The following is a 24,991-nucleotide window of genomic DNA, read 5'->3' as shown; positions in this document are numbered from 1 at the left end:
CGCCGGTGCGCGGGCCTTTCCTATGGCGGAACGTACCGTCGTCCAGCCGACGGACGGCTCCCCGTCTCCGACGGCGGAGGGCTGCTGCGCAAGACCTGTCCCGAGCACTGGTCGTTCCTGCGGGGCGAGACCGCCCCTCACGGCTTTGTCGTGCGCTTGCTGACTTGGGACCGGGTGACGTTGTTCTTCGATCCCTCGATGACGCCGGTCGTCTAGGACGGCTCGCTGTACTCGGCGTACCTCCTGCTCGCGCCCGCGCTGCTCGCCCGCCGGGCCCGAGGTCCGGCGGGCCCTGCGGGGCCGGCGACGCTTCCGCCGGTCGGCGCGGGGGCGCTCTAGGGAGAAACGGTGGGCTCGCTGGTGGCGCCGGACGGGCAGTCGTCGCTGGAACGGCCGGCCAGCCGCCCGCCGGGCTGTTCGACGGTGACCTTCGCGCTCCCCAGCGCCGGGTCCTGCCGCAGCCGGGCGACGGCGACCGTGCAGGCCAGTTGGTCGACGGCGGTGTCGCTGAGGCTTCCGGCGCTTCGCGGCAGCCGGACGTTGACCGCCGTGCCGTCCGTGCGGATGGTCGGAGCCTCGGCCGTGGGTGGCAGTTCGGTGGTCAGGCCCTGGCCGCGCTCCTGCGCGTCGGGCCCTTTGAACAGCATGAGCACGGTGCCCGCGAGGTCGGCCGAGCCCGGTACGGCACGGGACACCGCCGTCAGGTCGCCGTCCGCGACGAAGTACAGCGGGACGTTCACGCGGGGCATCTCCTGAGGCGCCGTCTCCGACGGGGCGGCCGTGACGCCCGGTCGGAGGACGCCGGTCGCGGGTTCGCCCGCCTCGACCACCCCGGTCTCCGGGATGCCGCAGGCGGAGAGCGGAAGCAGCGCCGCGAGCAGAACGGGGAGTGCGCGCACCGCGCTTCGGCCGGGACGGCCGTGCGGCCGTTGCCCGGGCGGGGTCGTGACGTCCGCCCGTGAGCGCGGCGAAGGGTTCATGTCCTGGCCTCCATCGCCGCGTCCGACTCCGGCTCCGAGTCCGACCTCGACTCCGTTTCTGATCGCGGGTTCGGCTCCGATTCGGACTGCGGGTCCGCGTGCGTGTCCGTGTTCGTGTCCGCGTCCGGATTCTTTTCCTGGGTCCGGTGCGGGGCCGAGTGCGGGAGCGTCGCCCGGTCCTCCGTGTCGTCCGGCCGCAGGGGCAGGACGACCGTGAAGACGGCGCCGCCTTCCGGATGGTTGGCCGCACGGAGGGTGCCGCCGTGCAGACGCACGTTCTCCGTCGCGATGGCCAGCCCGAGGCCGCTGCCCTCGCTCCGGGCGCGGGCGTCGGCCGACTTGTAGAAGCGGTCGAAGACATGCGGCAGCACGCTCTCGGGGATGCCGTCCCCGCCGTCGCGGACGGTGACGACCGCCTGTCTCCCGGCACGCGGGCCGTCCTGGACGCCGAGTTCCAGGCGGACCGGGGGTGCGCCGTGCCTGAGGGCGTTGGCGACGAGGTTCGCCACGATCACGTCGAGGCGGCGCGGGTCGACCCGGCCGCGCAGCTCCCCCGGTTCCGGCAGGCCGGTCTCCACGGTGTCCTGCCAGCCGCGGGAGGCGAGCGTGCGCCGCAGTGACTCGGCCAGGTCGATCTCGTCCAGGTGCAGGGCGGCCGCCCCCGCGTCGAAGCGGGATATCTCCATCAGGTCGTCCACCAGGGCGGCCAGCTTCGTGGTCTCCGTGCTGATGAGGCGCACGGCCGTCGCGGTGTCCTCGTCCAGGCCGGCGGCGTCCTCGTCGAGCACGTCCGTGACTGCCGACATCGCCGCCAGCGGGGTGCGCAGTTCGTGGGAGACGTCCGCGGCGAAGCGCCGGGCGCCGGCCTCCATGCGCCGCAGTTCGGCCACCGAGCCCTCCAGCGCGGCGGCGGTTTCGTTGAAGGTGCGGGAGAGGTCGGCGAGTTCGTCGGAGCCGTGCACCGCCAGCCGGGTGTCCAGGTGGCCCTCGGCGATGCTCCGGGTCGCCCGGCGCAGCGCCCGCACCGGCCGCAGCACGCCGCGGGCGGCGAGGAGTGCGATCAGCACGGCCAGGACCAGGGCCGGGACGGTGGCGCGTTCGATGGCGGTGACCAGCGCGTCGACGTAGCCCTGTTCGTCCTGCTGCGGCACGGTGAGGTACACCTCGATCCCGGAGGCGCGCCGCTCGGTGCTGTACAGCCCGGCGAAGGTGACGGGCATGCCGACGACCAGTGAGGAGTGGCCGTCCCGCGACACCCGCTGGAACACGGTGGCCCGTCGGGAGCGCACCGACTGGCGCATCGCCGGGGACAGTTCCCCGAACGCGTCCCCGGGGGCGGAGGTCGCGCTCGCCTGCCGGTAGGCGACCAGCACCCGCCACGGCTGGGACCGCCCGCCCCTGGACACGTCGTCGGCGAACGCCTGCAGGTCGGCGGCGTCGGGCGGGAAACGGTAGTTGGGCACGAGGGTGTTGACGCGGTGCCGGAAGTCCTCGATCACGGTGTCCTGGCTCTGCTGGAGGACGCCGGTGCGTGCCTCGCGGAAGGTCAGCGCGCCGGTGGTCACCGTGGCCACGACGGCGACCAGGGTGAAGGCCACCACCAGCCGCAGACGCAGACCCACCAGCGCGCGCAGCACCCGCGGAAGCTTCACCGCGGCCCGAACCGGTAGCCGAAGCCGCGCACGGTGTGAACGTAGCGTGGACTGCCCGGAGGTTCGCCGATCTTGGACCGCAGTCGTTTGACGCAGGCGTCCACGAGCCGGGCGTCCCCGTGGTAATTGTGCTCCCACACGGCCTCGAGGAGCTGCTGGCGGCTGAACACCTGCCCGGCGGAGGCGGACAGGGTGAGCAGCAGCCGCAGTTCGGAGGGGCCGAGGGCGACCTGCCGTCCCTGGTGGGTGACGGTCAGTCCGGCCCGGTCGATGACGAGGTCGCCGTGGTGTTCGGTGCGCGCCGTCCCCTGGTCGTCCGAGGTGCCGCCCACGCGGCGCAGCACGGCGCGTATGCGCGCGTCCAGCACGCGGGCGCGGACCGGCTTGACCACGTAGTCGTCGGCTCCGGCCTCCAGCCCGACGACGATGTCGGTGTCGTCGCCGCGGGCGGTGGCCATGATGATCGGCACCTGGTCGTGGGCGCGTATGCGGCGGCACACCTCAAGGCCGGACATGCCCGGCAGCATCAGGTCGAGGATCACGGCCTCGGGGCGGAACGACCGGAGCTGCTCCAGGCCGTCCTCTCCCGTCGCGGCGCCGACGACCTCGTGTCCCTGCCGGCGCAGGGCCAGGAGCACGCCGTCCCGGACGGCGCGGTCGTCTTCGATGATCAGGACCCTTGGCATGCACCTCAGTATGCGTGTGCGCGGGCGGGAGTCCGCGTGCGGGTGAGGGCTGTTACACAGAGGTCCAAAAGCCGTCCACACCCGATCACACGGCCGGAGCACGCTTAGTGATCATGAGTGAACGCCGCCGGTCGACTCCCCCGCCCTCCTCCGCCACGGGCCGCCGACGCCACGGTGGCCGCGCCCGCCGACGGGGTGGCCGGCGCCGTCTGCTGTGGCCGGGGATCGCGGCGGGAGCCGTCCTGGTGCTCGCCGGCGGCCTGGCCCTCCAGCGGCCGACGGACTCCTCGGTCGACGCCACCGAAGCGGCCGGTGCGCCGTCGGCGGCCGGGACCGGCGGGACGCAGCAGGCGCGGAAGGCCGAGCCCACACCCGAGACGGGCGGGGAGGCGGACGGAGAGAAGAAGGAAGAGGAGGGGGACGGCAGGAAGGGCGAGGAGAACGGCAGGCAGGGGGGCGGGAAGGAAGACGCGGGGAAGGGCGGCGGGAAGGGGACGGACGGCACGCCGGATCCCGGCTCCATTCCGGCGTCGGGGCCGGGGACCTTCGCCACCGCCGACGGCGGCGGCGACCGCGTCGGCGGGAGCGGACGGACGCTGACGTACGTGGTGCAGGTCGAGGACGGGATCGGGATCCGGGCGCGGGACGTCGCGGCGGAGGTCGAGGACATCCTCGCCGACGAGCGGGGCTGGACCGCCGACGGCGACGTCGGGTTCCGGCGGGTGTCCGGCGGCACGGCCGACTTCCGGGTACGGCTCGCCACGGCGGCGACGGTGGACGACATCTGCGGCCGGTACGGCCTCGACACCGGTGGCGAGGTCAACTGCAACGTGGGCCAGGACGTCATGGTCAACCTCAAACGATGGCTGCTGGCGACGCAGTACTACGCGGACGACGTGACGTCGTACCGGGCGCTGATCATCAATCACGAGGTCGGGCACTTCCTCGGCCACGGTCACGAGGGGTGCCCCGGGGCGGGACGCCCGGCGCCGGTGATGATGCAGCAGATCAAGGGCCTGCACGGCTGCCGGACCAACGTCTGGCCCTACGACGCCGACGGCCACCCCGTCACGGGGCCCGCCCTCGGGTGAGCGTGCGCCTCCCGGCATCGCCCACCGGCGCCGCATGTTCAATATGATGAACGGCATTCACATACCGAGCCATTGACGCGTGCACGGCAATCTTCTAGGGTCCGACGACAGAGTATGTGAAAGCGCTTTCTCCAGCCGATCCTCCCACCCCGTCCCGGTCGGACCCAACCCCCTGGAGACACGATGCACGTGAGACCCGTCGTCGCGAGCGCCGCGCTGCTGGCCGGCACGCTCGCCGCTCTGTCCGGCACTTCCGCACAGGCCGCATCCGCCCGTCACGAGGCGGAGAGCTCCCCGGCGGTCTGCACCGGCACCATCGACTCGGACTGGTCCGGCTACTCCGGCAGTGGTTTCTGCAACGGCACCAACGCCAAGGGCGCCTACGCCCAGTTCACCGTCGGCTCACCGGCCGCGGGCACGGCGACGCTGAGCGTCCGCTTCGCCAACGGCACCGACGGCGCCCGCCCCGCGGACATCATCGTGAACGGTTCGAGCGTCGCCTCGGCGTCGTTCGCCCCCACCGGCGCCTGGGGCACGTGGGTGACGAAGACCCTCACGGTGCCGGTGCGGGCGGGGAACAACACCGTCCGGCTCACTCCCACCTCCGCCGCCGGCCTGCCGAACCTCGACTACGTCGACGCCGAGGTGCCCGGCGGCGACACGACACCGCCGACGTCCGGCTCCGCGCTCTACGTGTCGCCGGCCGGCACCGACGGTGCCTCGGGGACGGAGTCCGACCCGACCACTCTCACCTCGGCGATCGGCCGCGTCTCCCCCGGCGGCACGATCTACCTGCGCGGCGGCACCTACCGCTACGCCCAGACGGTCACCGTACCGCAGGGCAACGACGGCACCCCGGCCGACCGCACCGAGCTGTCCGCCTACCCGGGCGAGACGCCGGTGCTCAACTTCGCCGCACAGTCCGAGAGTTCCTCGAACCGAGGGCTCGCGGTCAACGGCTCGTACTGGCACGTCAAGGGTGTCGTCGTCGAGCACGCCGGGGACAACGGCATCTTCGTCGGCGGCAGCCACAACGTGTTCGAGCGGACGGTGACGCGCTTCAACCGCGACACCGGGCTGCAACTGTCGCGGACGGCCTCCGACACGCCCCGCGACCAGTGGCCGTCCGACAACCTCGTCGTGAGCGCGGAGTCGCACGACAACGCCGACTCCGACGGCGAGGACGCCGACGGTTTCGCCGCCAAGCTCACGGTGGGTCCCGGCAACGTCTTCCGCGACGCCGTCTCCCACAACAACATCGACGACGGCTGGGACCTGTACACCAAGTCCGACACCGGCGCGATCGGCGCGGTCACCATCGAGGACTCCCTGGCCTACGAGAACGGCACCCTCTCCGACGGCACCCAGAACTCCAGCGGTGACCGCAACGGTTACAAGCTGGGCGGCGAGGACATCGAGGTCGACCACGTGGTGCGCCGCAGCATCGCCTACCACAACGGCAAGCACGGGTTCACCTACAACCGCAACCCGGGCAGGATGACGATCTCGGACAACGTCGGCATCGACAACGCCGAGCGCAACTTCTCCTTCGACTCCGGCAGTTCGGTGTTCCGGAACAACACCTCGTGCCGCGACGACGACGGCACGAAGGACAAGACCGTGGGCGACGCCGACGGGTCGAACCAGTTCTGGACCGGCTCGAACGGGTCCCGGTGCGCCGCGTACGCGGGCGCGCTGGACTGGTCCTTCGCCGCGGACGGCACCCTCGTGGTGACCTTCGGCGGCAACCGGGTCACCCCGTAACCGCTCCGCCCCCGCCCGGGGGGGGGGGGGGGGGGCCCCCCCCCCGGCGGCCGGGGGGGGGGGGGGGGGGGGGCGGGGGGCCCCCCCGGCCCCCCCCCCCCCCACCCCCCCCACCCCCCCCCCCCCCCCCCCCCCCCCCCCCCCCCCCCCCCCGGCCCCCCCCCCGCCCGTTCGGGTTCCGGGGCCTTCCCGGACCACGGGCTCCGGTCGAGCGGCGGAGCGTCCGCGCCGCCTCGGCCCCGCCCGCAACTCGTCGCGCTATTGGTCTAGACAAGGGCCCCGCGATGGTTGAAGGTTCGAATGGGCCGTGCGTCCTCTCCTCCCTCAGGACGCCGTCGGCCCCTGCCCCGCACTGCGCACCACCCCCACCGGCCGCCCGGAAACGGCGCGGTCGCTGCGCAAGAGAGGAGCACCATCGTTGGAAGCGCTGGACAAACGCAGGGAGCACGTGATCGCGCTCTTCCGTATCGTCGTCGGCCTGCTGTTCGCCTGTCACGGAGTGGCCACCCTGTTCGACGTGCTGGGCGGTCCGCACGGGCCCGCACCGGATTTCGCCGCGTGGCCCGGCTGGTGGGCCGCCGTGGTGCAACTCGTCGGCGGAACCCTGGTCCTGGGCGGCGTCGCGACCCGCGCGGCGGCCGTCCTGTGCTCGGGATCCATGGCCTACGCCTACTTCGTCGAGCACCAGCCCGGCGGCCTCTTCCCCATCGAGAACGGCGGGGAGTCGGCGGCCCTGTTCTGCTGGTCCTTCCTCCTGGTCGCCGCGGTCGGTCCGGGCCGCTGGAGCCTGGCGTCCCGCCTCCACTCCCGGCGGGACGACGGCGACCGAAGGGTCACGAGGACGCTGCCGTCGGACAGGGCGACGCCCATGTGAGCCGGTGCGTACCCCACCGGAACCGAGCGGGTGGTCAGCCCCGCACGATCACCCGCTCGGCTTCCGGGAAGCCCTTGTCCCACCAGTGCCGGTAACGCCCGTAGACGGCCGGATCCCGGTCGGCGAGCAGGGCGGACAGCCTCTCGGCCTCCTCGGTCAGTCCCCGCCACGCCGACTTGTCCAGCGCGTGGAAGGCGGTCAGTTCCAGTGCGCCGTCGACCGCGCGCCACACCCCGGCGACCCGTCCGTCGACGAGCAGACAGGGCAGCACGTCCCCGTTGCGCCGGACCACCCACGGCCGGTACCGAGGGGGCATGAGCCGGCCGGGGACCACGTGGGCCAGCAGCGCGCTGTCCCACATGGGGAGCAGCCTCGGGGGCGCCGGGGTCCGCTCGTCCGGCACCACCGCCTCCGGCAGGTCGATCAGCGCGGCGCCGTCCGGGCCCGCCACCCGGACCACCCGGTCGCCCAGTTCCCGCAGCGCCTGCGCGATCGCCCGGCTCGTCAGCAGGGTGAACCGGGCGAAGTCCTGGACGGACGCGGGCCCGAACGCGCGCAGGTAGGCCACCAGCAGCCGCCGCACCCCCGCGCCCGCCTCCTCGGGCCCGGCCTCGGAAGCGGCCGGGGCCGCCACGTAGGCGTTGCGCGCCGTGAACGACCACGGGCCGCCGGTCGGCCCGTGGTGCAACGGGGCGTAGGTCCGCAGCGCCCACCACACGCGGTGCGCGTGCTCGCCGAACCGTGCGGTGACCTCCGCCTCCACCTCGGCGCCGGTGCGCGGCCGCGCCAGGAACGCCGCGAGTTCCGGGAGCAGCGCGTCGGCGTCGGCAGGGGTCAGCGCCGTCGAGGTGTAGCGGCGGTCGGACAGGCGCGAGGACCGCAGGGTGCTCAGCATGGCCGCGCGGAAGGGCTCGTGGTCCTCGCTGTGCACGGCGTGCAGCGTGATCCGCATCAGGGGCGCCTTCACGACGCGGCGCTGGGCGAAGGCCGCGTCGAGATCCTCGGGCGCGAAGTCCTCCAGCCGGTTCCACAGCGCCAGGTAGGGCGACGCCGGCGACTGGGCCTGCAGGGCGCACAACCGGCGGACCGCCTCCGCCACGTCCAGTCTCCGGCGTTCGAGGAGGAGTTGGCGGTCCAGGGTGGACAGGGCGAGCTGCCGCGGGGTGAGGGTCACCCCCGGATTCTGCCCGGCTCCCGCGCCCCGGGCGACCACCGACGGCCCGCGCATCGCCGCTCGCAGGCGCCGGCGCGCCGACCCGCTAGTCCTGTCCGGCGAACATCCTGATCAGACCGTGCGGCGCGTCGTCGCCGAACATCAGCGCGTGCAGGCGGGAGGCGTCGGCGGCCGCCGCCGCGCTGCGCGGGAACAGGTCCCGCTCGTACGCGGTGAGCGCGGCCTCCACGTCGCCGGGGTGGGCGGCGAGGGCCGTGCCGAGTTCCGCGCCGTCGTACATGGCGAGGTTGGCGCCCTCGCCGGAGGGAGGCATGAGATGGGCGGCGTCGCCGAGCAGGGTCACTCCCGGCACGCGGTCCCACCGGTGTGCGGCGGGGAGGGTATGGAGGGGCCGCACGACCGGCGCGGTGTCGGCGTCGGTGATCAGCGCGGTCAGTTCCGGTGCCCAGCCGGCGAACTCCTCCGCCACCCGTGCCACGGCCGCCGGGTCGCCGGGACCGATGCCGTCGAACCATGTGGACGGCTTGCGCAGCGCCACGTACGCGTGGAGGTCCCCGCCGCTCTCCCGGTGGGCCTGGATCGCCCGGCCCGGTGCGAGCGCGAACATCGCGCCGCCGCCGACCGCCATCGCGGTGGCCGGGTGCCTCGCGTCGGCGCCGAGCAGGTAGGTCTCGACGAAACTCATGCCGACGTATTCGGGCACGGCACCGGACAGCAGCGGGCGGACCCGGGACCAGGCGCCGTCCGCGCCGACCAGCAGGCTCGTGACCCGGGAGGTGCCGTCGGCGAAGGACACCTCGTACCGGCCCCCTCCGAGGGCGTGGACGGCACGGACCTTGTGCCCCCAGCGGACGGTGCCCGCGGGGAGTGACGCGAGCAGGGTCCGCCGCAGTTCGCCCCGCATCACCTCCGGACGCCCGCCCGTGCCGTCGTCGTCCTCCTCGTACAGCACCGTCCCGTCCGGGGCGAGGGCCCGTGTGGCCTGCCGGCCCTCCAGGACGAGCCCGCGGAACTCCTCGGTCAGGCCCGCGGCCCGCAAGGCGGGCCGGCCCGTGCCGTCGTGGATGTCGAGCATCCCGCCCTGGGCGCGGGCCTCCGGCGAGGCCTCGGCCTCGTAGACGGTGGCCGGTATGCCGTGCACGTGCAGGACGCGGGCGAGCGTGAGGCCGCCGAGTCCGGCGCCGACGATCGTGACGTGTGCGGTCATGGCGCATCTCCTCCTGGTCGTGGACTGCCGCACCGGAAACCGGCCGGCCATCTCGCTGGAACACCGTTCCAGCGCTTCCACTCTGGAACGCCGTTCCATCACCTGTCAAGCTGGAACGGCGTTCCACGACGTCTAGGATGGGCGGCATGGCAACCAGGTCGCGCCGTCCGGACCGGCGGCAGGAACCCCTCTCGCGGGAGCGCATCGTCGGGGCCGCCGTCGAACTCCTCGACACGGTGGGCGAGCGCGGCCTCACCTTCCGCGCGCTGGCCGAACGCCTCGCCACCGGCCCCGGGGCGATCTACTGGCACATCACGGGGAAGGCCGAACTGCTCGGCGCCGCCACGGACGCGGTCGTCGGCGCCGCCGTGACGGTCGAACCGGCCGGGGCCGCCGACTCCCCCGAGGACGTCGTACGCGCCGTGGCGCTCGGCCTGTTCGACGCGACCGAAGCACATCCGTGGCTCGCCGCACAGCTCGCGACGCAGCTGTCCCGCACCCCCTGGGGGACCGTGGCGCCACGGATCTTCGAAAGCCTCGGCCGGCAGGTCCGGGCGATGGGCGTACCCGAGGCCGGCTGGTTCACGGCGTCCTCGACGCTGATGCACTACATCCTGGGCGCCGCCGGCCAGAACGCCGCGAACGGCGCCGGCGCCGAAGCCGGCGCCCTGGGGCCCGACGTGGACAGGACCGAGTTCCTGGAAGCCGTGTCGACGGCCTGGGAGGGACTCGACCCGGACGACTACCCGTTCACCCGCGCCGTCGCGGCCCAGGTGCGCGGCCATGACGACCGGGAGCAGTTCCTCGCCGGGATCACGCTGGTCCTGGCCGGCATCACGGCACTTCACCGGACCGGCGCGTAGCGCACCGGGCCCGGCCGGGCCGGACCGCGTGCCGCCGGGACGGCCTTCGGCGTGTGTGCCGTCTCACGCATCCCGAGGCCGCCCAAGTTGCGTGGGTCACTGCGCAAATGCCCGTTTCGCGTCCATGCTCGAAGTACGAGGCGCCGCCCGAAGTGACGCGCGCCGTCGCCGACTTGGACGCAGAGCGCCGAAGTGACCCACGCCACGGCTCGCGTGACACTTCCTCCCTTCTCCACCAAGCTCCCCTGCTCGGCGCCGCTCCACCTGCACGCCCGCACGCCCGCACACCGCAGAATCCGTAGAAAGGTGCCGATCGTGGCCGCATACCTGTGCCCTCCCGCCGTCATACACGGCGAGCATTCCGTGGACACCCGCCAGATCGTGGCGGAGGTACACGACCGGCACCCGGACGCGGCGTGGGCGCCGCGGGTAGACGGCATCGCGGCCAGTACCGGCATCGAGACGCGCGGGTGGATGCTGCCCCTGGAGGCCGCCGTCGCCCCGGGCAACGGCGGCGCCCTGGCAGACGCCGGGCGCGGGCCCGCCCGGGAGGCGCTGATCCGCGACGGGTTCACCGAGCAGGACGCGGACCGCGTGCTCACCGCGATCGACGCGGTGCCCGCGGCGCAGACCGTCCAGGAGCGCACCGCCCCGGCCTGGGAGGCCGTGCAGTCCTACGGCGAGCGTGCGGCGCGCGGGGCCCTGCAGATCGCCGGGCTGGACGTCGCGGACGTCGACTGCCTGATCACCAGCAACTCCACCACCCCGGCGCTGCCCGGTCTGGACGTCGCCCTGGCCAACCGGCTTCCGCTCCGCGGCGACACCATGCTGCTGCCGGCCACCCAGTGGGCGTGCGTCGCCGGGACCCGTTCCCTGGCGCTGGCGGCGGACCTGGTGGCGGCGGATCCCGACCGGGTGGTCCTGGTCGTGATCTCCGAGGCGCTCAGCACGACCTACCAGCCCGGCGACGACACCCTCGAGTCCCTGATCGTCCGGCTGCTGTTCGCGGACACCGCGGTCGCCGCGGTGGTCACCGGCCGCCCGAGGCCCGAGTCGGTGCTGCGTCTTGACGCCTCCTGGCACCACACCCTGCCGGGCACGCAGGACCTGCACCGCCTGGACACCCGCGCGGACGGCACGCACTTCGTGATGGACCGGCGCGGTCCGCGCGCGGTACAGGACACGGTCACCGCGATGTGGGAGTGGCTCCGCGTCCGCTACGAGGACGATCCCTCCTCCTGGCACCCCGACGTGCTGCTCGCGCACCCCGGCGGGACCCGGGTGCTGGAGTACATGGAACAGACGATGCCCGCGGACTGGCCGTCGGGCCTCCTGGAGTACAGCCGGGACAGCTACACGAGCGGCAACCGCGGCGGCGCCGCCGTGTTCGACATCCTGCGCCGGGCCTGCGACGCCGGGCAGAAGGCGGGCAGCCGGGCCGTGCTGTACGCGGCGGCACCGGGCCTGACGGCCACCGCCCTGGAAGGGCAGTGGCTGTAGGGGCGCCCTTCGGTCACTTTCCGTGCTCACCGCCCGGTCCGCTGGTGTGGGCGAAGCGTCCGCGGGTGTTATTGAATGGGGTGTGCGGTCGGGATGCTCGGGGCTCTTCCGCACGGGTTCGGGTACGGCCCCGGCACTGTGCCGGGGTTGGCGAGTGAGCTGAGGGAGCCGCATGGACTCCACCCCCTCCCCTTCGTCCTCGTCGCCGTTCCACCTGGTCAGCAGCGCCCTGGGGCGGTACATCCCGCGTGACGGAGCGGCGGCGTCCGGCTCTGCCGAGTCACCGGCCGACCCCGCCGGGCAGTCGTCTCAGGTCGGGCACCCCGCAGCGGGCCGCCAGGAGCAGATCCTCGGCGCGGTCAATCTGGACCGGGAGCTGAGAGTCACCGACCGCAATCTGGAGGCTCCCGTTTTCGCGGGGCTGGACGCCGTGATCGGGAGACCGTTCGTCGACCTCCTGCCGCAGGGGGACGTCCCGACGGTCACCCGGCGGTTGCGGCAGGTCCTGGAGACCGGGGAGGCGCACGTCGCCCGGGTCCAGCGCCTGCGGCGGACCGACGGGTCGGAGCTGGTGGTCTCGATGAGCATCCTGCCCGCGGCGGCTCCGCAGGAGGGCCTGACCGTCTCCGTGATCGCCATGGCCCGCAGGCTGCACCTGTACGCCGCCGAGACCGCGATCGGCACCTCGCTGGACATCGGCGAGACCGCGCAGTCACTCGCGGAGTCGCTGCTGGCCTGGGGGGACGTGGCCGCCATCGATCTCGACTTCGCCGTGTGGACGGGCGAGGGGGTCACCGGGCGGGCGCAGGGCCGCATCCGGCTGCGGCGGGCCGCCCTGGTCCCCGACCGGGCGTGGCCCGAGGGCTACGTCACCCTCGGCGAGGACCTGCCCGGCGACGCGAGCCGGCTGCTGGCCCAGGCGATCCGTCGTGGTGACGCCCCGCAGTCCGTCGTCATCCCCGACCGGGAGGCGATCGAACGCCTGCTGGGGAGCCCGCGGCTGGTGCGCGCCCTGGTGCCCGGGGAGCGTTCGGCCGGGGTGGCGTGCGTGCCGCTGGTCCTGGAGGGGGATCCGCCCGTCGTCCTGGGCGTGGCGGAGGTCTGGCGGCGCGCGGACCGTCCTTTCGCCGACAGTGAGCTGTTCGACCTTCAGGAACTGGTGGCCAGGACTTCCCACCACGTGGACCTGGCCCGCCAGCACCAGCGCGAGCACACACAGGTGCTGGCCCTGCAACGCCGGCTGCTGCCGCGGTCCGGCAGCGGCACCGTCCAGACCGCCAGTGTCTACCAGCCCACCACCCCCGACAGCGCGGGCGTCGGCGGTGACTGGGTGAACAGCTTCCCGCTCCCGGACGGCCGTACCGCGCTGGTCGTCGGTGACGTCGTCGGTCACGGCCTGGGGGCCGCGGCGACCATGGGGCAGCTGAGCATGGAGGCCCGCGCGCTGCTGTCCGCGGGGCTCGCGCCCGACGAGGTGCTGGAGCACCTGGACGAGACCGTGACGCTGCTGGACGACGCGGAGTCCGGGCTGGCGGCCGGTTACAGCGCCCTCGGGTCGACGTGCTGCATCGCCGTCTACGATCCGGTCAGCCACCGGGTGGCGTTGTCCAGCGCGGGGCATCTCCCCCCGATCCTGGTGTCGCCGGACGGACGCGCCGCACCGCTGGCCGTCCGCCCGCACCCCGGTCTGGGCGCCGAGTTCGCCCTGCGGGAGCCGTTCGGCGTGCACACGTTCGTCGCGCCTCCGGGCTCCCTGCTCGCCCTCTACACCGATGGTCTGGTCGAGGATCCGGCGACGCCGATCGACGAGGGCATCGGCAGACTGGCGGACGCCGTGGCCTCGGTGCACCCCTGGGACGCGCTGCAGCAGGCCGCGCGGCGGGTGGTGTCCGAGGTGATGCCGGCGCGGCAGCGCGACGACGTGACCCTGCTGCTCGCGCGGATGATCGGTTACCGCAAGGGCGACACGGCGACCTGGCGGCTGCCCGCCCGCGAGGACGCGGCCGCCCGGGCCCGCGCGCTGGTCTCCGCGCTGCTGCGGCAGTGGGACGTCAGGGACACCACCCGGGACAGTGTCCTGCTCCTGGTCAGCGAACTGGTCACCAACGCGGTCCGCTACGCGGGCGGCCCCATCACCGTACGGCTGATCAGGTCCGGACCCGGCCTGCTGTGCGAGGTCGGCGACACCGGCAACGGCAGACCGCGGCTGGGCCGGAACGGGCTGCTCGACGACCGGGGCCGCGGCCTGCACGTGGTGCACCGGCTCACCACCCGGTGGGGGGTGCGCTGGACGGAGACCGGCAAGGTGGTCTGGGCCGAGGTGGTGCGCTGACCGAGCCGCGGGGCCGTACCCCGCCGGGCCGCGGGAGGCCGCCGACGCCCCCGGGCGCGGGGAACCGGGGGGAACCGGGGCGCGGGGGCCCGGCGTCCGTGGGAGCACGAGATCACCAGTGCGTCCCGAGGAGCCCGAGATGACCGGCACGGCCACCCGTTACCTCTACCTGGCGCGGCACGGCGAGGCGTCACCCGACGAGAGCGGGCTGACGGACACCGGCCGGCGCCAGGCCACCCTGCTCGGCAGGCGCCTGAGGGACGTCCCCCTCACGTCCTTCCACCACGGCCCCCTGCCGCGGGCGGCGCAGACCGCACACCTGATCGCCGACGAACTGGAGAACGTCACCCCGTGCGTCTCGGAGATCGCCGGTGACTACGTGCCCCACGTGCCGCAGCGGTCCGAACTCCCCGACGACTCGGCGGACTTCTACCTCCGTTTCCTCGCCGACACCGACGAGGAGGAACGCGTGCGCGGTGCGGAGCTGGCCCGCCGGGCGCTGCGGCGGTTCACCGGGCCGGTGACGGACGGCACGGAGGACCGGCACGAACTGGTCGTCACCCACAACTTCCTCGTCGCCTGGCTCGTCCGCGACGCGATGCACGCGCCGAAGTGGCGCTGGCTCGGCCTCAACCACGGCAACGCGGCCCTCACCGTCATCCGCTACCCGCCCGGCCGGGCGGCCTCCGTCGTGGTCTCCAACGACATGCGACACCTGCCCGCCGAGCTGCGCTGGACGGGTCTTCCCGCCGAGGCACACGTCTGAGGACGGGCGGGCCTCCGGCACCCGCGAACGCGTGACCCCCTACGGGTGAACATCCCGGCGGCGCGGTGTGTCGCGGCTCTCGCACCAGCACTCTTCCGCTGACGGCACACGCGGTGCGAAACGGTAGGGGGCAGACGTGGTGCGGCGGCAGCAGCCGGATTCCTTGCGACAACGGGCGCGCTATGTCTTCGACCGGACACTGGCCCGCAGCACCGGTGCGCTGCTCGGTTGGCTCGCCGTGTGCTGTCTGGTGGTCGTCGTGCCCGTCAGCACGCTGCTGGTGTGGACGGACCCCGCAGCGCCCCGCTCCCTCTCGGCGCGGCTCCTCGCGGTGTGGCGCACGAGCGCCGAGACCCTCCGCCTCGGCGGGGTGACCGGCGCACCGCTGCGGATGCTCCTGTCGGTGTTCCTCGGGCTGATCGCCCTGCTCTGCGTGTCCACGCTGGTGGGTGTGATCACGACCGGGCTGGGTGACCGGCTGGAGGAACTGCGGCGGGGCCGGTCTACCGTGCTGGAGCGGGGACACGCGGTGGTGCTCGGCTGGTCCGACCAGGTCTTCACCCTTGTCGGCGAGATGGTCGCGGCCCAGGCGGGCCGGATGCGGGGAGCCGTGGCCGTGCTCGCCGAACGGGACTCCACGGTCATGGCGTCGGAGCTGGACACCGTGCTGGGATCGACCCGTGGCGTACGCGTGGTCTGCCGTACGGGAGCTCCGACGGACCCCGCCGCCCTCACGCTCCTCTCCCCTGCCGCCGCACACTCCCTCCTGGTCGTGCCGGGCGACGACGACGCGGCCAACGCGGAGGTCGTCCGGACCCTGTTGGCCCTGCGGTCGCTGCTCGGAGCCGAGGCGGGCCCACCGGTCGTGGCCGCCGTGCGCGACGAGCGGTTCCTGGCCGCGGCCCGGCTGGCCGCCGGACCGCGGGGCGTCGTCCTGGACGTCGAATCCACCACGGCGCGATTACTCGTCCAGGCCGCCCGCCACCCGGGTCTGGCGGGGGCGCTGCGGGACCTGCTCGATCTGGCGGGAGCCGAACTGCACGTGATCCGGGCACCGGACGCCCTGGGGCTGACGTTCGCCGAGATCTCGCTGCGGTACGACAGGGCCTGTGCCGTCGGCTTCCTGACCGCCGGCGGCCGCGCCCTGCTCACACCGGCGCGCGAGACTCGTATGGGTCCGGGTGACCGGTTGGTCGTCGTCGCCGAGGACGACCGGCCCGCCCTCCGGACTCCGGAGGTCGCCGCCGTGGACCTCACCGTCATGCCCGACCCGGTGCCCCGGGAACAGCGCCCTTCGAGAACGTTGCTGCTGGGCTGGAACCGCCGTGCTCCACTCATCGTGGACCTGCTCGGCCGCACGGCGCGGCAGGGCTCACAGCTGCACGTCGTCTCCCGTCCCGACGACGGCCCGGGGCCCGGGAGCCTCACCGAGGACATGAGAATCACCGTCGCCCATCACGAGGGAGAGCCGACCCTGCCCCACACCCTTAGGACGATGGATCTCTTCGGCTACGACAGTGTGATCGCACTCGGCCCGGACGCCGGACCGGAACGGTCCCGGCCCGACGACGAGACCCTGCTGACGTTATTGGCGCTGAGCGCGCTGGAGGAGGAGACGGGCCGCGCGCTCCCCGTGGTGGCCGAGTTGAGTGACCACCGCAGCCTGGCGCTGGCCCCGCTGGGTCCGATGTCAGCCGCGGTCGTGCGCGGAGAACTCACCTCGCTGGTCATGGCCAGGATCTCCCAGAGCACCGGCATGGCGGCCGTTTTCGAGGAGCTCCTCGCCACCCGGGGCGGCGCCCTCGCCCTGCGACCGGCCCGCCACTACGTGCTTCCCGGCAGGGCGGCGTCCTTCGCCACCGTGGTGGCGTCCGCCCTCAGGCACGGGGAGTGCGCGATCGGGTACCGGGCTGACGACGGCGGTGCCACGAGCCTCGATACCGGCGTTCGGCTGGCTCCGGGCAAGTCGGAACGACGCGTCTGGGCCGCCGCGGACCACGTGCTGGTCGTCGCCGCACCGGACGAGGCGCCCCGCTCCCCCGAAGGCTCGCCCGACGGACCCGGGACGCTGCTCGGCAAGCTGCCCGAATCCCGGCGGGACCCGGGCAGCGCGCCGGCGCCCGGTTCCGTCGACGAGTGAGACGGCCACGCCGGTCAGCGCCCGCTGCGAGGAGCCGTCTCCGGCGAACGGCCGGCCGGGTCGGACAGGGTCGCCGCGAACAGCGCCGCGTCGTCCTGAAGGTCACCCCCGGTGTGCCGGAGGACGGCCCCGAGCACGGCGTCGACCACGGCGTCCGGGTCGGCCGGCCAGCGCCGCGCCAGTACCGAGGCGGGGTCGAAGAAGACACCGTCCGCGTCGCGGGCCTCGTTGATGCCGTCGGTGAACAGCACCAGAGTGGATCCCACGGGCAGCTCGAACCGGTCGATCAGCACGTCGTCGCCGACGAGGTCACCCAGGCCCAGCGGCAGCGACGGCGCGGCGGGTTCCAGCGGGTCCGCCCTCCCGTCGCGGACCAGCAGCGGCGCCGCGTGACCCCGGTTGGCCACGCGCAGCACGGAAGAGTCCGGGGGCAGCTCCGCGACGACGGCCGTGGCGAACGACTCGGCCGCCGCCCCGCTCGACTGCCGGACGTCCTCCCTCATGCGGCTCTCCAGTTGCCGCACGACACCTGCCAGCTCCGCCTGGTGATGGCAGGCTTCGTGGAACGAGCCGAGGAGTGCGTTGACCGTGCGTACGGCCTGGAGTCCCTTGCCCCGCACATCGGCGATGATCATGCGGATGCCGTGGGCCGTGTCGTGGATCGCGAAGAGGTCGCCGCCGATGGCGGCCTCCTCGTGGGCGACCTCGTAGCGGGATGCGACGGTCAGCCTGCCCACCCGGCGCGGCGGGTCGGGGAGCACGGCACGCTGCACCGCGGCCGCCACCTCGCGGCTGGTCCGCAACTGCCGCCGGTTGGACGTCAACTGCACGTTGAGGACGGCGGCGATGGCGGTGAGCACGACCAGACTGCTGAACGAGACCAGGTCCTCGCGGACCGGCTCCCTCTCCAGGTACACCAGGGCGATCCCCACCACATTCACCGCGACACCCGTCGCGATGGTCCCGCTCAGGGTCAGCACGCTGGCGGCGACTCCGGGGGCGGCCGCGAGCACGGGGAACGAGTTGACACCTCCCCCGGTGGCGACGTCGAGCACGAACGCCGCGGCGATCACCACGGCGGGCAGCCACCGCAAGCGCCCTTCCCCGGACGCTCCCCCGGGACGGCCGTCGCGCTTCCACTTCCGGGACCCCCTCACACGAGTGGACAGGGCGTCATGGTGTGCCTCCCGGGGCCGAGGACGATCCACGCACCGTTGCCGTGCCCGTACACCGGCGGCGCGCGCTGACTCCCCGGCAGTGTCCCCGTCACGGACGCGCCCGGGCCACCGCTTGCGTTCCGCGCCCCCGGTGTTCCCCCTGGTGGGCCAACCGGCACCCCGGCTGCCGGGTGCGCCGGCCCCGCAGTTCGCCCGCCCGGGCCACCGGGGCCACACTGGAAGGCGTGACGGAGACGGACCGGCAGCTCACCCAACGCCTCGAGCAGGCCATCCTGGCCCTGCTGGAGCGACGCCGGGAGGGTGCTTCGATCTGCCCGTCCGACGCCGCACGCCATGCCTACGAGGGTGACGACGAGGGCTGGCGAGCGCTCATGGAACCGGCCCGCCGAGCGGCCTGGCGGCTGGCGGCGGCCGGCGAGGTGGAGGTGACCCAGGCCGGCCGGCCCGTCACGCGGGCCGAAGCCCGCGGCCCCCTCCGCATCCGCCGCGCGCCCCACTGACCGCCGCGGGCGGACAGCGCCCGTTGTGACAGGCTCCCCCGGCGGCGGTGCCGGCGCGTGACCCTGGGGTCACGCGCCGGGCCGGTCAGCGACGTACGACCTGTGGAGCGATGTCCTCGGTGTGGCCGTCGGCGGCGGCGGAGCGGCTGAGGGTCGTCGTCCGCGTCGGGTCGGTGCCGCAGAAGGCGGCCTCGAGGGTGCCGCCGAGGATGGTGTTCACCGTGCCGTTGTTGGAGGTGTTCGCCATCGACGACATGCTGCGCCGGCCGTCGGCCGTCGTGAACGCGTAGGTGTAATAGCCCTGGACGGTGCCGGTGTGGCCGTAGACGGTGACACCGCAGGAGAGCTTCCTGCCGCGCAGCCCGAGGCCGTAGGACTGGGTCTGGTCCGCGTTGACCGGGACCATGCTCATCATCTCGCGCAGCTGCGCGGGGGCGACGAGCTTTCCGGAGACGACCGCGGCGAAGAAGCGGTTCAGGTCCGCGGAGTTCGAGATGACGGCACCGGCCGACTGCGCCCATGAGACGGTCTGCTCGGTCGAGTCCACCAGGGGCAGCGTGGTGTCGTCGTCGCGGACGTACCCGCGCGCGTACGAGCCGGTGAGGGTCGTCCGCGGGTGGACGTACGAGGTGTTCTTCAGGCCGAGCGGCTCGAAGATCCGCTGCTGGTACTGCGTGGCCACCGGCACGCCCGTGACGTGCTCGATCATCAGGCCCAGCACCACGAAGTTGGTGTTGGAGTAACTGTAGGCGTCACCCGGCTGGTTGGTGGGGGCGTGCGCCGTCGAGAGGTCGATGAGTTCCTGGTACGTGAACACCTTGTTCCGTACGGCTTCGAAGCCGGGAACGGTGTGGTAGAACAGGTCGTTCGTGTAGTCCCACAGCCCGCTGCGGTGACTCAGCAGGTGCCGCACGGTGATGCGGTCGTCGGGCAGGGCCTGCGGCAGGTAGTCGTTGGCCGGCGCGTCCAGGTCGATGCGTCCCTCGGCGACGAGCTGCATGAGCACGACGGTGGTGAAGCTCTTGCTGACGCTGCCGACGCGGAACCTGCGGTCGGCGTCCATGGGCGTGCCGGCGGCCCGGTCCGCCTTGCCCATGGAGAGCCGGTAGACCGCGGAGCCGGAGTCGATCCGGGTGAGGGCGCCGGGCGCCCCCGCGGCCATCGCCTGCTTCTGCACGGCGAGGACACCGGTGAGCGAGGGCTTGGGAGGTGTGGGGGTCGAGTCCGCGACGGCCGGTGAGGCGGTGACCAGAGCGGCCACCATCGCGGAACCTGCAAGCGCGAGGCTCGTGTTTCTGATGCGCATCCGATTCTCTCTGCGTGTGATCGGGCGGAGGCCCTGAGCTCCGGTCAGGAGTGGTGAATCCCGCCTGTACAAGGGCGTGTTGCAGCTCCTTGTCCGCGCGACGGGCGTGATCTCCAGGGTGCTCAGAACGATAGCCCAGACCGGATCACGCCAGGTCGAGGTCGGCGTAGAACAGGTGGTGGTCGGAGTACCGGGAGGGGTGCACGCGGTACTCGCCCGGGGCGATGCCGCGCAGAAAGACGTAGTCGAATTTGCTCTGCCAGTCCGTGGTGGCCCGGCAGGTACCGGCGGCGGTGCGCGCGGGACGGCACCCGGAGTCCGCGTCGACGGCCAGGGTCCAGAGGCGCGAGAGTTCGGGTGCCTCCGGCACCGCGTTGAAGTCGCCGAGGACGATGGCACGTTCGAGCCGCGCGATCTCGGTGGCGAGCACGGCGGCCTGCCCCGCCCGGACCGCCTCCTGTCGGCGCTGGGCGAGGTGGGTGTTGAAGACCCGTACCTGCCGGCCGTCGACCTCGGTGGTGACCGCCATGTAGCCGCGGTCCTCGGAGCCGCCCTCGGGGTACTCCTCGCTTACGTGGGCGGTCATGGGCGCGGCGGAGAGGACGGCCTGACCGAACGCACCCGGGTTCCAGGGCGTTCCCCCGCAGCGGCTCCGCTTGGTCAGGACCGTCCCGTACCGGACGTGGTAGACGAGCCCGTGGATGCTCTCCAGGTGGTCCCGGATCGCCTCGACGTCCCGCACACAGGCCTCCTGCACGCCGAGGACCTGAGGGGCGAACGCGGCGATCTCCGCGGCCCGGTGGACGTTGCTCTCCTTGCACGGGTTGCAGAGGTTCCACGTCATGACGCGGTTCGCCACCACGTCGCGCGCGGGCCGGCTCCGGCCGGTGTCGGGGCTCCCGGGAGAACGGGAACCGACGAGGATCACGCAGAGCACGGCCACCGTGCCCACGAACCACCGTGTCCCTTTGGCGAGCACGATCGCCTCCCCCGGTGTCGACGCGCGGAGCGTCCGCCCGTCCTCACGCACGAGATTAGGGGACCGGTGCGCCGCAGGGGTCGCGGGTCCGCGGTCGTGCCCTGTCCCGAGCACACGCCGATCGGGCCACCTGCCCGCGCGGACACGGCCTGCTCACCGGATCGCACTATTTACATGTTTCTGCCATGATCGACTCTCTCATCCCGTATGGTCCTGGACTACGGCGGACGTCCACTCCCTTTCCAGCCACCTGGCCGGTCGGTCAGGGCGCGGACCCGCCTGCGGCAAGAGCCCGTTCGGGCGAGCAGGCGGCTGCCGGGGGGCACCGCCGGGGGGACGACGACATGACACGACTCCAGGAAGAGCCGCGTACGCGCGGCACCGGCCGACCGCGTCCACCGACGCGGCGCGTCGTCGCAGCACTGAGCTGCTGCCTGCTGGCGGTCTCGGTGGTCACCGCGTGCGGCGACGGTGACGGCTCGGACGCGGCCGACGCCACGACGAGCGCGAGCAGTAGTACGACCACGACCGACGCGACCGGCTCAGGACCGGCCGCCGACACACCGCTGGATGCCGGTACGACACCCGCCGGGCCCACGTTCGCGGAGGAGAGCGAACCCGACGAGAACCCGTACGGGACGGGCTCCGGCACGGAGGACGGCACCGGGGGCGACGACGTGCCCGAGGACACCGCCGGGGTGCCGCACGGCGAATGGACCGGCACCGCCCACGTCACCGTGGACTTCGCCGATCCGGGCTGCGCCGCCGACTCCCGGTCCTACGACCTCCCCGCCACGCTGATCATCGACGATCCGGTGGGCACGGAGGGCAACTCCTTCCACCTCTCCTGGGCCAGTGACGACCAGACCGCGGACGGTGCCTTCGGCGTCACCTCGGCGCAGAGCGGTACCGACACCGTCGACGGGGAGGCGGTCGAGATCGTCTACTGGTCGCTGTCCGACGACGGGGACGGCTCGTTCTCCGGGCAGCTGACCGACACGGCCTCCGTCTCGGCAGCCTCCCTGAACCTGCTCTTCGTACCCAAGCCCCTCTTCCAGTGCGGGACGTACACCAGCTTCCCGTACGGCATGAACACCGACACCACGATCGGGGGCAACGTCACCGACGCCTCCGCGTCCGTCACGCTCAGCGGCACCACGGTCGACGGCACGAGGAGCTTCCGTGTCGAATGGTCGTGACGGCGTGCCCGCCCCGCCGGATGCGTGGGCCACGACCATCGCCTACGCGTCCGCACCGCACCGCACCGCACCGCACCGCACCGCACCGCACCGACGGGCCGACTTCGCCGTGCACACGGCACTCATGTGCCGCGCGGCGCGGGCAGCGGACCGGCACAAGGCAGCGGTCTGCGGGCGGCCTGCCGTCGAGCAGGTGCTGGAAGAGATCGGCGGGGGGCAGCCTGACCCATCAGCCGTCGCGTCTGCGCCGGTGATGCGCCGAGCAGGCTGAGGGGTGACCGGTCCCGCCCTGCCGGTGCTGGCGGGACCGGTGGCTCTGCTCGCGCACGCGGTGTGGTTGCCTGCCCCACCACCGTCGCCCTGGTGCTGGCGGGTGGTTGTTGGTCCGCCGCCGGCAGCCCGGACCTGGCCCCGCAACGTGCTCACGGTCCCGTCGGGTCCGCCCCGGTGGGCGGCCCGCCGCCCCGCACCGTCAGGCTCAGGAGAGCCAGTCGGTGTACCGGGTTGCAGCCAGGTGGGCGTCCGTGTCGGTGAGCACGTCGCCCCTGACGGCCGCGAACATCCCGGCGGTGGGGTCGGTGATCACTGTGCGGCTGTCGCCCTTGCGGGACAGGATGAGCCGGCCGAGGTCGTCGAGGGCGAAGACCTCGGGTCCACCGATGTTGCGGATGCCGTTCAGTGGCGCGCCGACGGCGACCTCCGCCACCGCGGCGGCGACGTCCTTCGCGGCGATCGGCTGGATCGGGGTGGCCGGCAGCCGGACGCTGTCGTCGTCGGCCGTCCAGGTCAGGACCGCGTCCATGAACTCCATGAACTGGGTGGCCCGGACGATCGAGTACGGAACGGGACCGCTCCGCAGCAGCTCCTCCTGGAGGGCCTTGGCGCGGTAGTAGTCCAGTTCGGGCACCTTGTCGACGCCGACGATGGAGAGGATGACGAAGTGCCCCACCCCGCCGGCTCCGGCGGAGGCCAGCAGGTTCCCCATGGAGGCCTCGAAGAAGGCCGGGGAGGCGTCGTCGAAGGTCGGACTGTTCGTCAGGTTGACGACTACGTCGGCTCCCTGGACCGCCCGGTCCACCCCCTGGCCGCTGACGACGTCGACCCCGGTGGACAGCGAATGCGGTACCGCCTCGTGTCCGGCGGCGTTCAGGTTCTCGACGACCTGCGAGCCGATCAGCCCGGTGCCGCCCATGACCGCGATCTTCATGACGTGCCTCTCCCTCTTCTCGGAAAACGTGTGGCTCGGGAACCACTGTGTGCGGGCCGGCGGGAAACGGCGCTCCGAGCGCCCCGAAGGAAGGAGTCTCACGGGCCGTCGACGAAGGTGACCGTCTCCTCCAGGGCGGCCCTGCCCGTGCGGGCGGGATTCGCCGCCGGCTCCTCGTAACCGATCGACATGCCGCAGAAGAGCATCAGGTCGCGCGGCGGGGCCAGGGTCTCCGCGACGGTGCGGTGGAACTTCGCCCAGGCCATCTGTGTGCAACTGTGCAGACCCTCCTGGCGCAGCAGGAGCATCACGCTTTGCAGGAACATGCCAACATCGGACCATTGAGGGCGCCCCAGCTCGCGGTCGATGTAGCAGAACAGCGCCGCGGGCGCCCCGAAGCACTCCCAGTTGCCGGACGCGGCCCGCTGGCGCGCCTCCGTGTCCTCGCGCGCGATGCCGAGGGCGCCGTAGCGCTGCTCACCGAAGGCAGCCCTCCGCTCGTGGTACGGCGACTTCAGACGCTGCGGGTACTGCTCGTACTCCGGCTCGTCGAAGGGGTCACCGGCGGCCAGGCGGGCCCCCGCACGCTTCTTCAGGGTGGCCAGCGGCCCGTCGCTGAGCACGAAGGCGCGCCAGGGCTGGAGGTTCGATCCGGAGGGCGCCCAGGCGGCGGCGGACAGCACGCGCTCGAGGACTTCTCGCGGGACGGGCCGGTCGGAGAAGCGGCGGACCGATCGCCAGCTCTTGACCGCCTCGTAGACATCCATGAGGTCACATCTCCCTAGTCGTCCATGATCATTGTTGCGATTGCGACAGTATCATTCGCGACCATCTCGTGTATAACTAGATGCCGAGCCGACCAGCGCCCGGCCGCTTCCGGGCGCGATACCGCCGTCTGGAGAACCCCATGGCCACGCTTCTGCACATCGACTCATCCGTGTTCCCGGCCGAGGCGTCCGCTTCCAGGTCCGTCACGGCCGCGTTCCGCCGGACCTGGGAGGAGCAGCACCCGGAGGGCACGGTGATCTACCGCGACCTCGCCGCCGACCCGGTCCCGCACATCACCGCGGACGCCTGGTCCGCCGGGTACGCCGAACCGTCCGAGCGCACCGCGCGCCAGTCCGCCGCGTTCGCCGCACGCCTGGAGCTCATCGAGGAACTGGAGCGGGCGGACGTCGTCCTGATCGGGGCCCCCATGTACAACTACACGGTCCCCTCCACCCTCAAGGCGTGGCTGGACGGCGTACTCCTGCTCGGCCGCACGGCCGGCGAGGCGCCCTCCGCACAGGGCACCCCCACCGTGGTGGTCGCCAGCCGCGGCGGCTCCTACGCGCCGGGCACCCCGCGCGAGAACTTCGAGTTCGTGCAGAACTACCTGGAGGCCGTCCTGCGCAGCACCCTCGGGCTGGACCTGGAGTTCATCGTCCCGGAGCTCACCATGGCCCCGCGCAATCCGGCGATGGCCGAGCTGACCCCGCTCTTCGAGAGCTCACGAGAGCGCGCCCACAGCGACGCGGTCACCAGGGCGAAGGAGCTCACCGAACGCCTCACCGCGGGCAACGGCGCGAGCAACGGCAGCTGACGCCCGCCGCC

At 73.0% G+C, this 24,991-nt stretch carries 21 protein-coding genes; 11 read left to right on the top strand and 10 right to left on the bottom strand.

Annotated features, from left to right (window positions below; all coding sequences use genetic code 11):
• Positions 1 to 335: 335 nt before the first annotated feature.
• Genes ACIBCJ_RS28300 through ACIBCJ_RS28290 form a run of 3 tightly spaced genes read right to left on the bottom strand, consistent with a single transcriptional unit; the run spans position 336 to position 3,318 of the window.
• Positions 336 to 980: a hypothetical protein gene (locus ACIBCJ_RS28300; RefSeq protein WP_362095864.1), complete on the bottom strand. Its 645-nt coding sequence runs from the start codon at positions 978 to 980 to the stop codon at positions 336 to 338.
• On the bottom strand, positions 977 to 2,632 hold the full coding sequence (locus ACIBCJ_RS28295) for an ATP-binding protein (protein ID WP_399283621.1): 1,656 nt from the start codon (positions 2,630 to 2,632) through the stop codon (positions 977 to 979). The genes ACIBCJ_RS28300 and ACIBCJ_RS28295 overlap by 4 nt, the downstream gene beginning before the upstream one ends.
• On the bottom strand, positions 2,629 to 3,318 hold the full coding sequence (locus ACIBCJ_RS28290) for a response regulator transcription factor (protein ID WP_133886659.1): 690 nt from the start codon (positions 3,316 to 3,318) through the stop codon (positions 2,629 to 2,631). The genes ACIBCJ_RS28295 and ACIBCJ_RS28290 overlap by 4 nt, the downstream gene beginning before the upstream one ends.
• Before the next feature lie 113 nt (positions 3,319 to 3,431).
• Between ACIBCJ_RS28290 and ACIBCJ_RS28285 the strand changes: the two genes are divergently transcribed.
• The 3 genes from ACIBCJ_RS28285 (at position 3,432) to ACIBCJ_RS28275 (ending at position 7,047) form a co-directional block, all read left to right on the top strand.
• A complete protein-coding gene (locus ACIBCJ_RS28285) occupies positions 3,432 to 4,409 on the top strand; it encodes a DUF3152 domain-containing protein (RefSeq protein WP_365979856.1) in 978 nt (325 codons plus the stop codon).
• A 183-nt stretch (positions 4,410 to 4,592) separates the two neighbouring features.
• Entirely contained in the window at positions 4,593 to 6,173 is a 1,581-nt protein-coding gene (locus ACIBCJ_RS28280) for a carbohydrate-binding protein (protein WP_365979855.1), read from the top strand.
• A 418-nt stretch (positions 6,174 to 6,591) separates the two neighbouring features.
• The gene (locus ACIBCJ_RS28275) at positions 6,592 to 7,047 is read left to right on the top strand and encodes a DoxX family protein (protein ID WP_362095876.1); all 456 of its coding nucleotides are present in this window, start codon (positions 6,592 to 6,594) and stop codon (positions 7,045 to 7,047) included.
• 34 nt (positions 7,048 to 7,081) lie between these two features.
• On the opposite strand, the gene ACIBCJ_RS28270 is transcribed toward ACIBCJ_RS28275, so the two are convergent.
• Complete coding sequence (locus ACIBCJ_RS28270; protein ID WP_365979854.1) at positions 7,082 to 8,221, bottom strand: winged helix DNA-binding domain-containing protein; 1,140 nt, start codon at positions 8,219 to 8,221, stop codon at positions 7,082 to 7,084.
• Between the two features lie 85 nt (positions 8,222 to 8,306).
• Positions 8,307 to 9,428, bottom strand: coding sequence for an NAD(P)/FAD-dependent oxidoreductase (locus ACIBCJ_RS28265; protein ID WP_365979853.1), 1,122 nt, complete (start codon positions 9,426 to 9,428; stop codon positions 8,307 to 8,309).
• Positions 9,429 to 9,574: 146 nt separating this feature from the next.
• Between ACIBCJ_RS28265 and ACIBCJ_RS28260 the strand changes: the two genes are divergently transcribed.
• From ACIBCJ_RS28260 to ACIBCJ_RS28240, 5 genes are all read left to right on the top strand, one after another.
• Positions 9,575 to 10,291 carry a TetR family transcriptional regulator gene (locus ACIBCJ_RS28260; RefSeq protein ID WP_365979852.1) on the top strand — a complete coding sequence of 239 codons (717 nt, stop codon included), beginning with the start codon at positions 9,575 to 9,577 and terminating at the stop codon, positions 10,289 to 10,291.
• A 315-nt stretch (positions 10,292 to 10,606) separates the two neighbouring features.
• A complete protein-coding gene (locus ACIBCJ_RS28255) occupies positions 10,607 to 11,791 on the top strand; it encodes a type III polyketide synthase (protein ID WP_365979851.1) in 1,185 nt (394 codons plus the stop codon).
• Positions 11,792 to 11,963: 172 nt separating this feature from the next.
• On the top strand, positions 11,964 to 14,123 hold the full coding sequence (locus ACIBCJ_RS28250) for a SpoIIE family protein phosphatase (RefSeq protein WP_362095889.1): 2,160 nt from the start codon (positions 11,964 to 11,966) through the stop codon (positions 14,121 to 14,123).
• Positions 14,124 to 14,262: 139 nt separating this feature from the next.
• Complete coding sequence (locus ACIBCJ_RS28245) at positions 14,263 to 14,889, top strand: histidine phosphatase family protein (protein ID WP_362095892.1); 627 nt, start codon at positions 14,263 to 14,265, stop codon at positions 14,887 to 14,889.
• A gap of 163 nt (positions 14,890 to 15,052) precedes the next feature.
• Positions 15,053 to 17,029: an NAD-binding lipoprotein gene (locus tag ACIBCJ_RS28240; RefSeq protein ID WP_399283614.1), complete on the top strand. Its 1,977-nt coding sequence runs from the start codon at positions 15,053 to 15,055 to the stop codon at positions 17,027 to 17,029.
• Between the two features lie 14 nt (positions 17,030 to 17,043).
• Here ACIBCJ_RS28240 and ACIBCJ_RS28235 read toward each other — a convergent pair whose 3' ends face one another.
• The gene (locus tag ACIBCJ_RS28235) at positions 17,044 to 18,123 is read right to left on the bottom strand and encodes a PP2C family protein-serine/threonine phosphatase (RefSeq protein WP_365979850.1); all 1,080 of its coding nucleotides are present in this window, start codon (positions 18,121 to 18,123) and stop codon (positions 17,044 to 17,046) included.
• Between the two features lie 308 nt (positions 18,124 to 18,431).
• Between ACIBCJ_RS28235 and ACIBCJ_RS28230 the strand changes: the two genes are divergently transcribed.
• Positions 18,432 to 18,707, top strand: coding sequence for a DUF3253 domain-containing protein (locus ACIBCJ_RS28230; protein ID WP_365979849.1), 276 nt, complete (start codon positions 18,432 to 18,434; stop codon positions 18,705 to 18,707).
• Between the two features lie 85 nt (positions 18,708 to 18,792).
• Here ACIBCJ_RS28230 and ACIBCJ_RS28225 read toward each other — a convergent pair whose 3' ends face one another.
• Both ACIBCJ_RS28225 and ACIBCJ_RS28220 read right to left on the bottom strand, forming a co-directional pair.
• Positions 18,793 to 20,013, bottom strand: coding sequence for a serine hydrolase domain-containing protein (locus ACIBCJ_RS28225; protein WP_365979848.1), 1,221 nt, complete (start codon positions 20,011 to 20,013; stop codon positions 18,793 to 18,795).
• A gap of 145 nt (positions 20,014 to 20,158) precedes the next feature.
• Positions 20,159 to 20,995, bottom strand: coding sequence for an endonuclease/exonuclease/phosphatase family protein (locus tag ACIBCJ_RS28220; protein ID WP_362510100.1), 837 nt, complete (start codon positions 20,993 to 20,995; stop codon positions 20,159 to 20,161).
• A 341-nt stretch (positions 20,996 to 21,336) separates the two neighbouring features.
• Here ACIBCJ_RS28220 and ACIBCJ_RS28215 point away from each other — a divergent pair, with 341 nt between their 5' ends.
• Complete coding sequence (locus tag ACIBCJ_RS28215) at positions 21,337 to 22,191, top strand: hypothetical protein (RefSeq protein ID WP_362095907.1); 855 nt, start codon at positions 21,337 to 21,339, stop codon at positions 22,189 to 22,191.
• 478 nt (positions 22,192 to 22,669) lie between these two features.
• Here ACIBCJ_RS28215 and ACIBCJ_RS28210 read toward each other — a convergent pair whose 3' ends face one another.
• Together ACIBCJ_RS28210 and ACIBCJ_RS28205 are read right to left on the bottom strand one after the other, a co-directional pair.
• Entirely contained in the window at positions 22,670 to 23,398 is a 729-nt protein-coding gene (locus ACIBCJ_RS28210; RefSeq protein ID WP_365979847.1) for an NAD(P)H-binding protein, read from the bottom strand.
• 98 nt (positions 23,399 to 23,496) lie between these two features.
• A complete protein-coding gene (locus tag ACIBCJ_RS28205; protein WP_365979846.1) occupies positions 23,497 to 24,165 on the bottom strand; it encodes a nitroreductase in 669 nt (222 codons plus the stop codon).
• Between the two features lie 140 nt (positions 24,166 to 24,305).
• Here ACIBCJ_RS28205 and ACIBCJ_RS28200 point away from each other — a divergent pair, with 140 nt between their 5' ends.
• Entirely contained in the window at positions 24,306 to 24,980 is a 675-nt protein-coding gene (locus ACIBCJ_RS28200) for an NAD(P)H-dependent oxidoreductase (RefSeq protein ID WP_362095915.1), read from the top strand.
• Positions 24,981 to 24,991: the final 11 nt, after the last annotated feature.

The sequence above is a fragment of the Streptomyces sp. NPDC051136 genome, from assembly GCF_044455745.1.
In the GTDB taxonomy this organism is placed as follows: Bacteria; Actinomycetota; Actinomycetes; order Streptomycetales; family Streptomycetaceae; genus Streptomyces.
The sequence above is the reverse complement of the archived record's forward strand: the minus strand, read 5'-3'. Positions and strand labels throughout refer to the sequence as shown.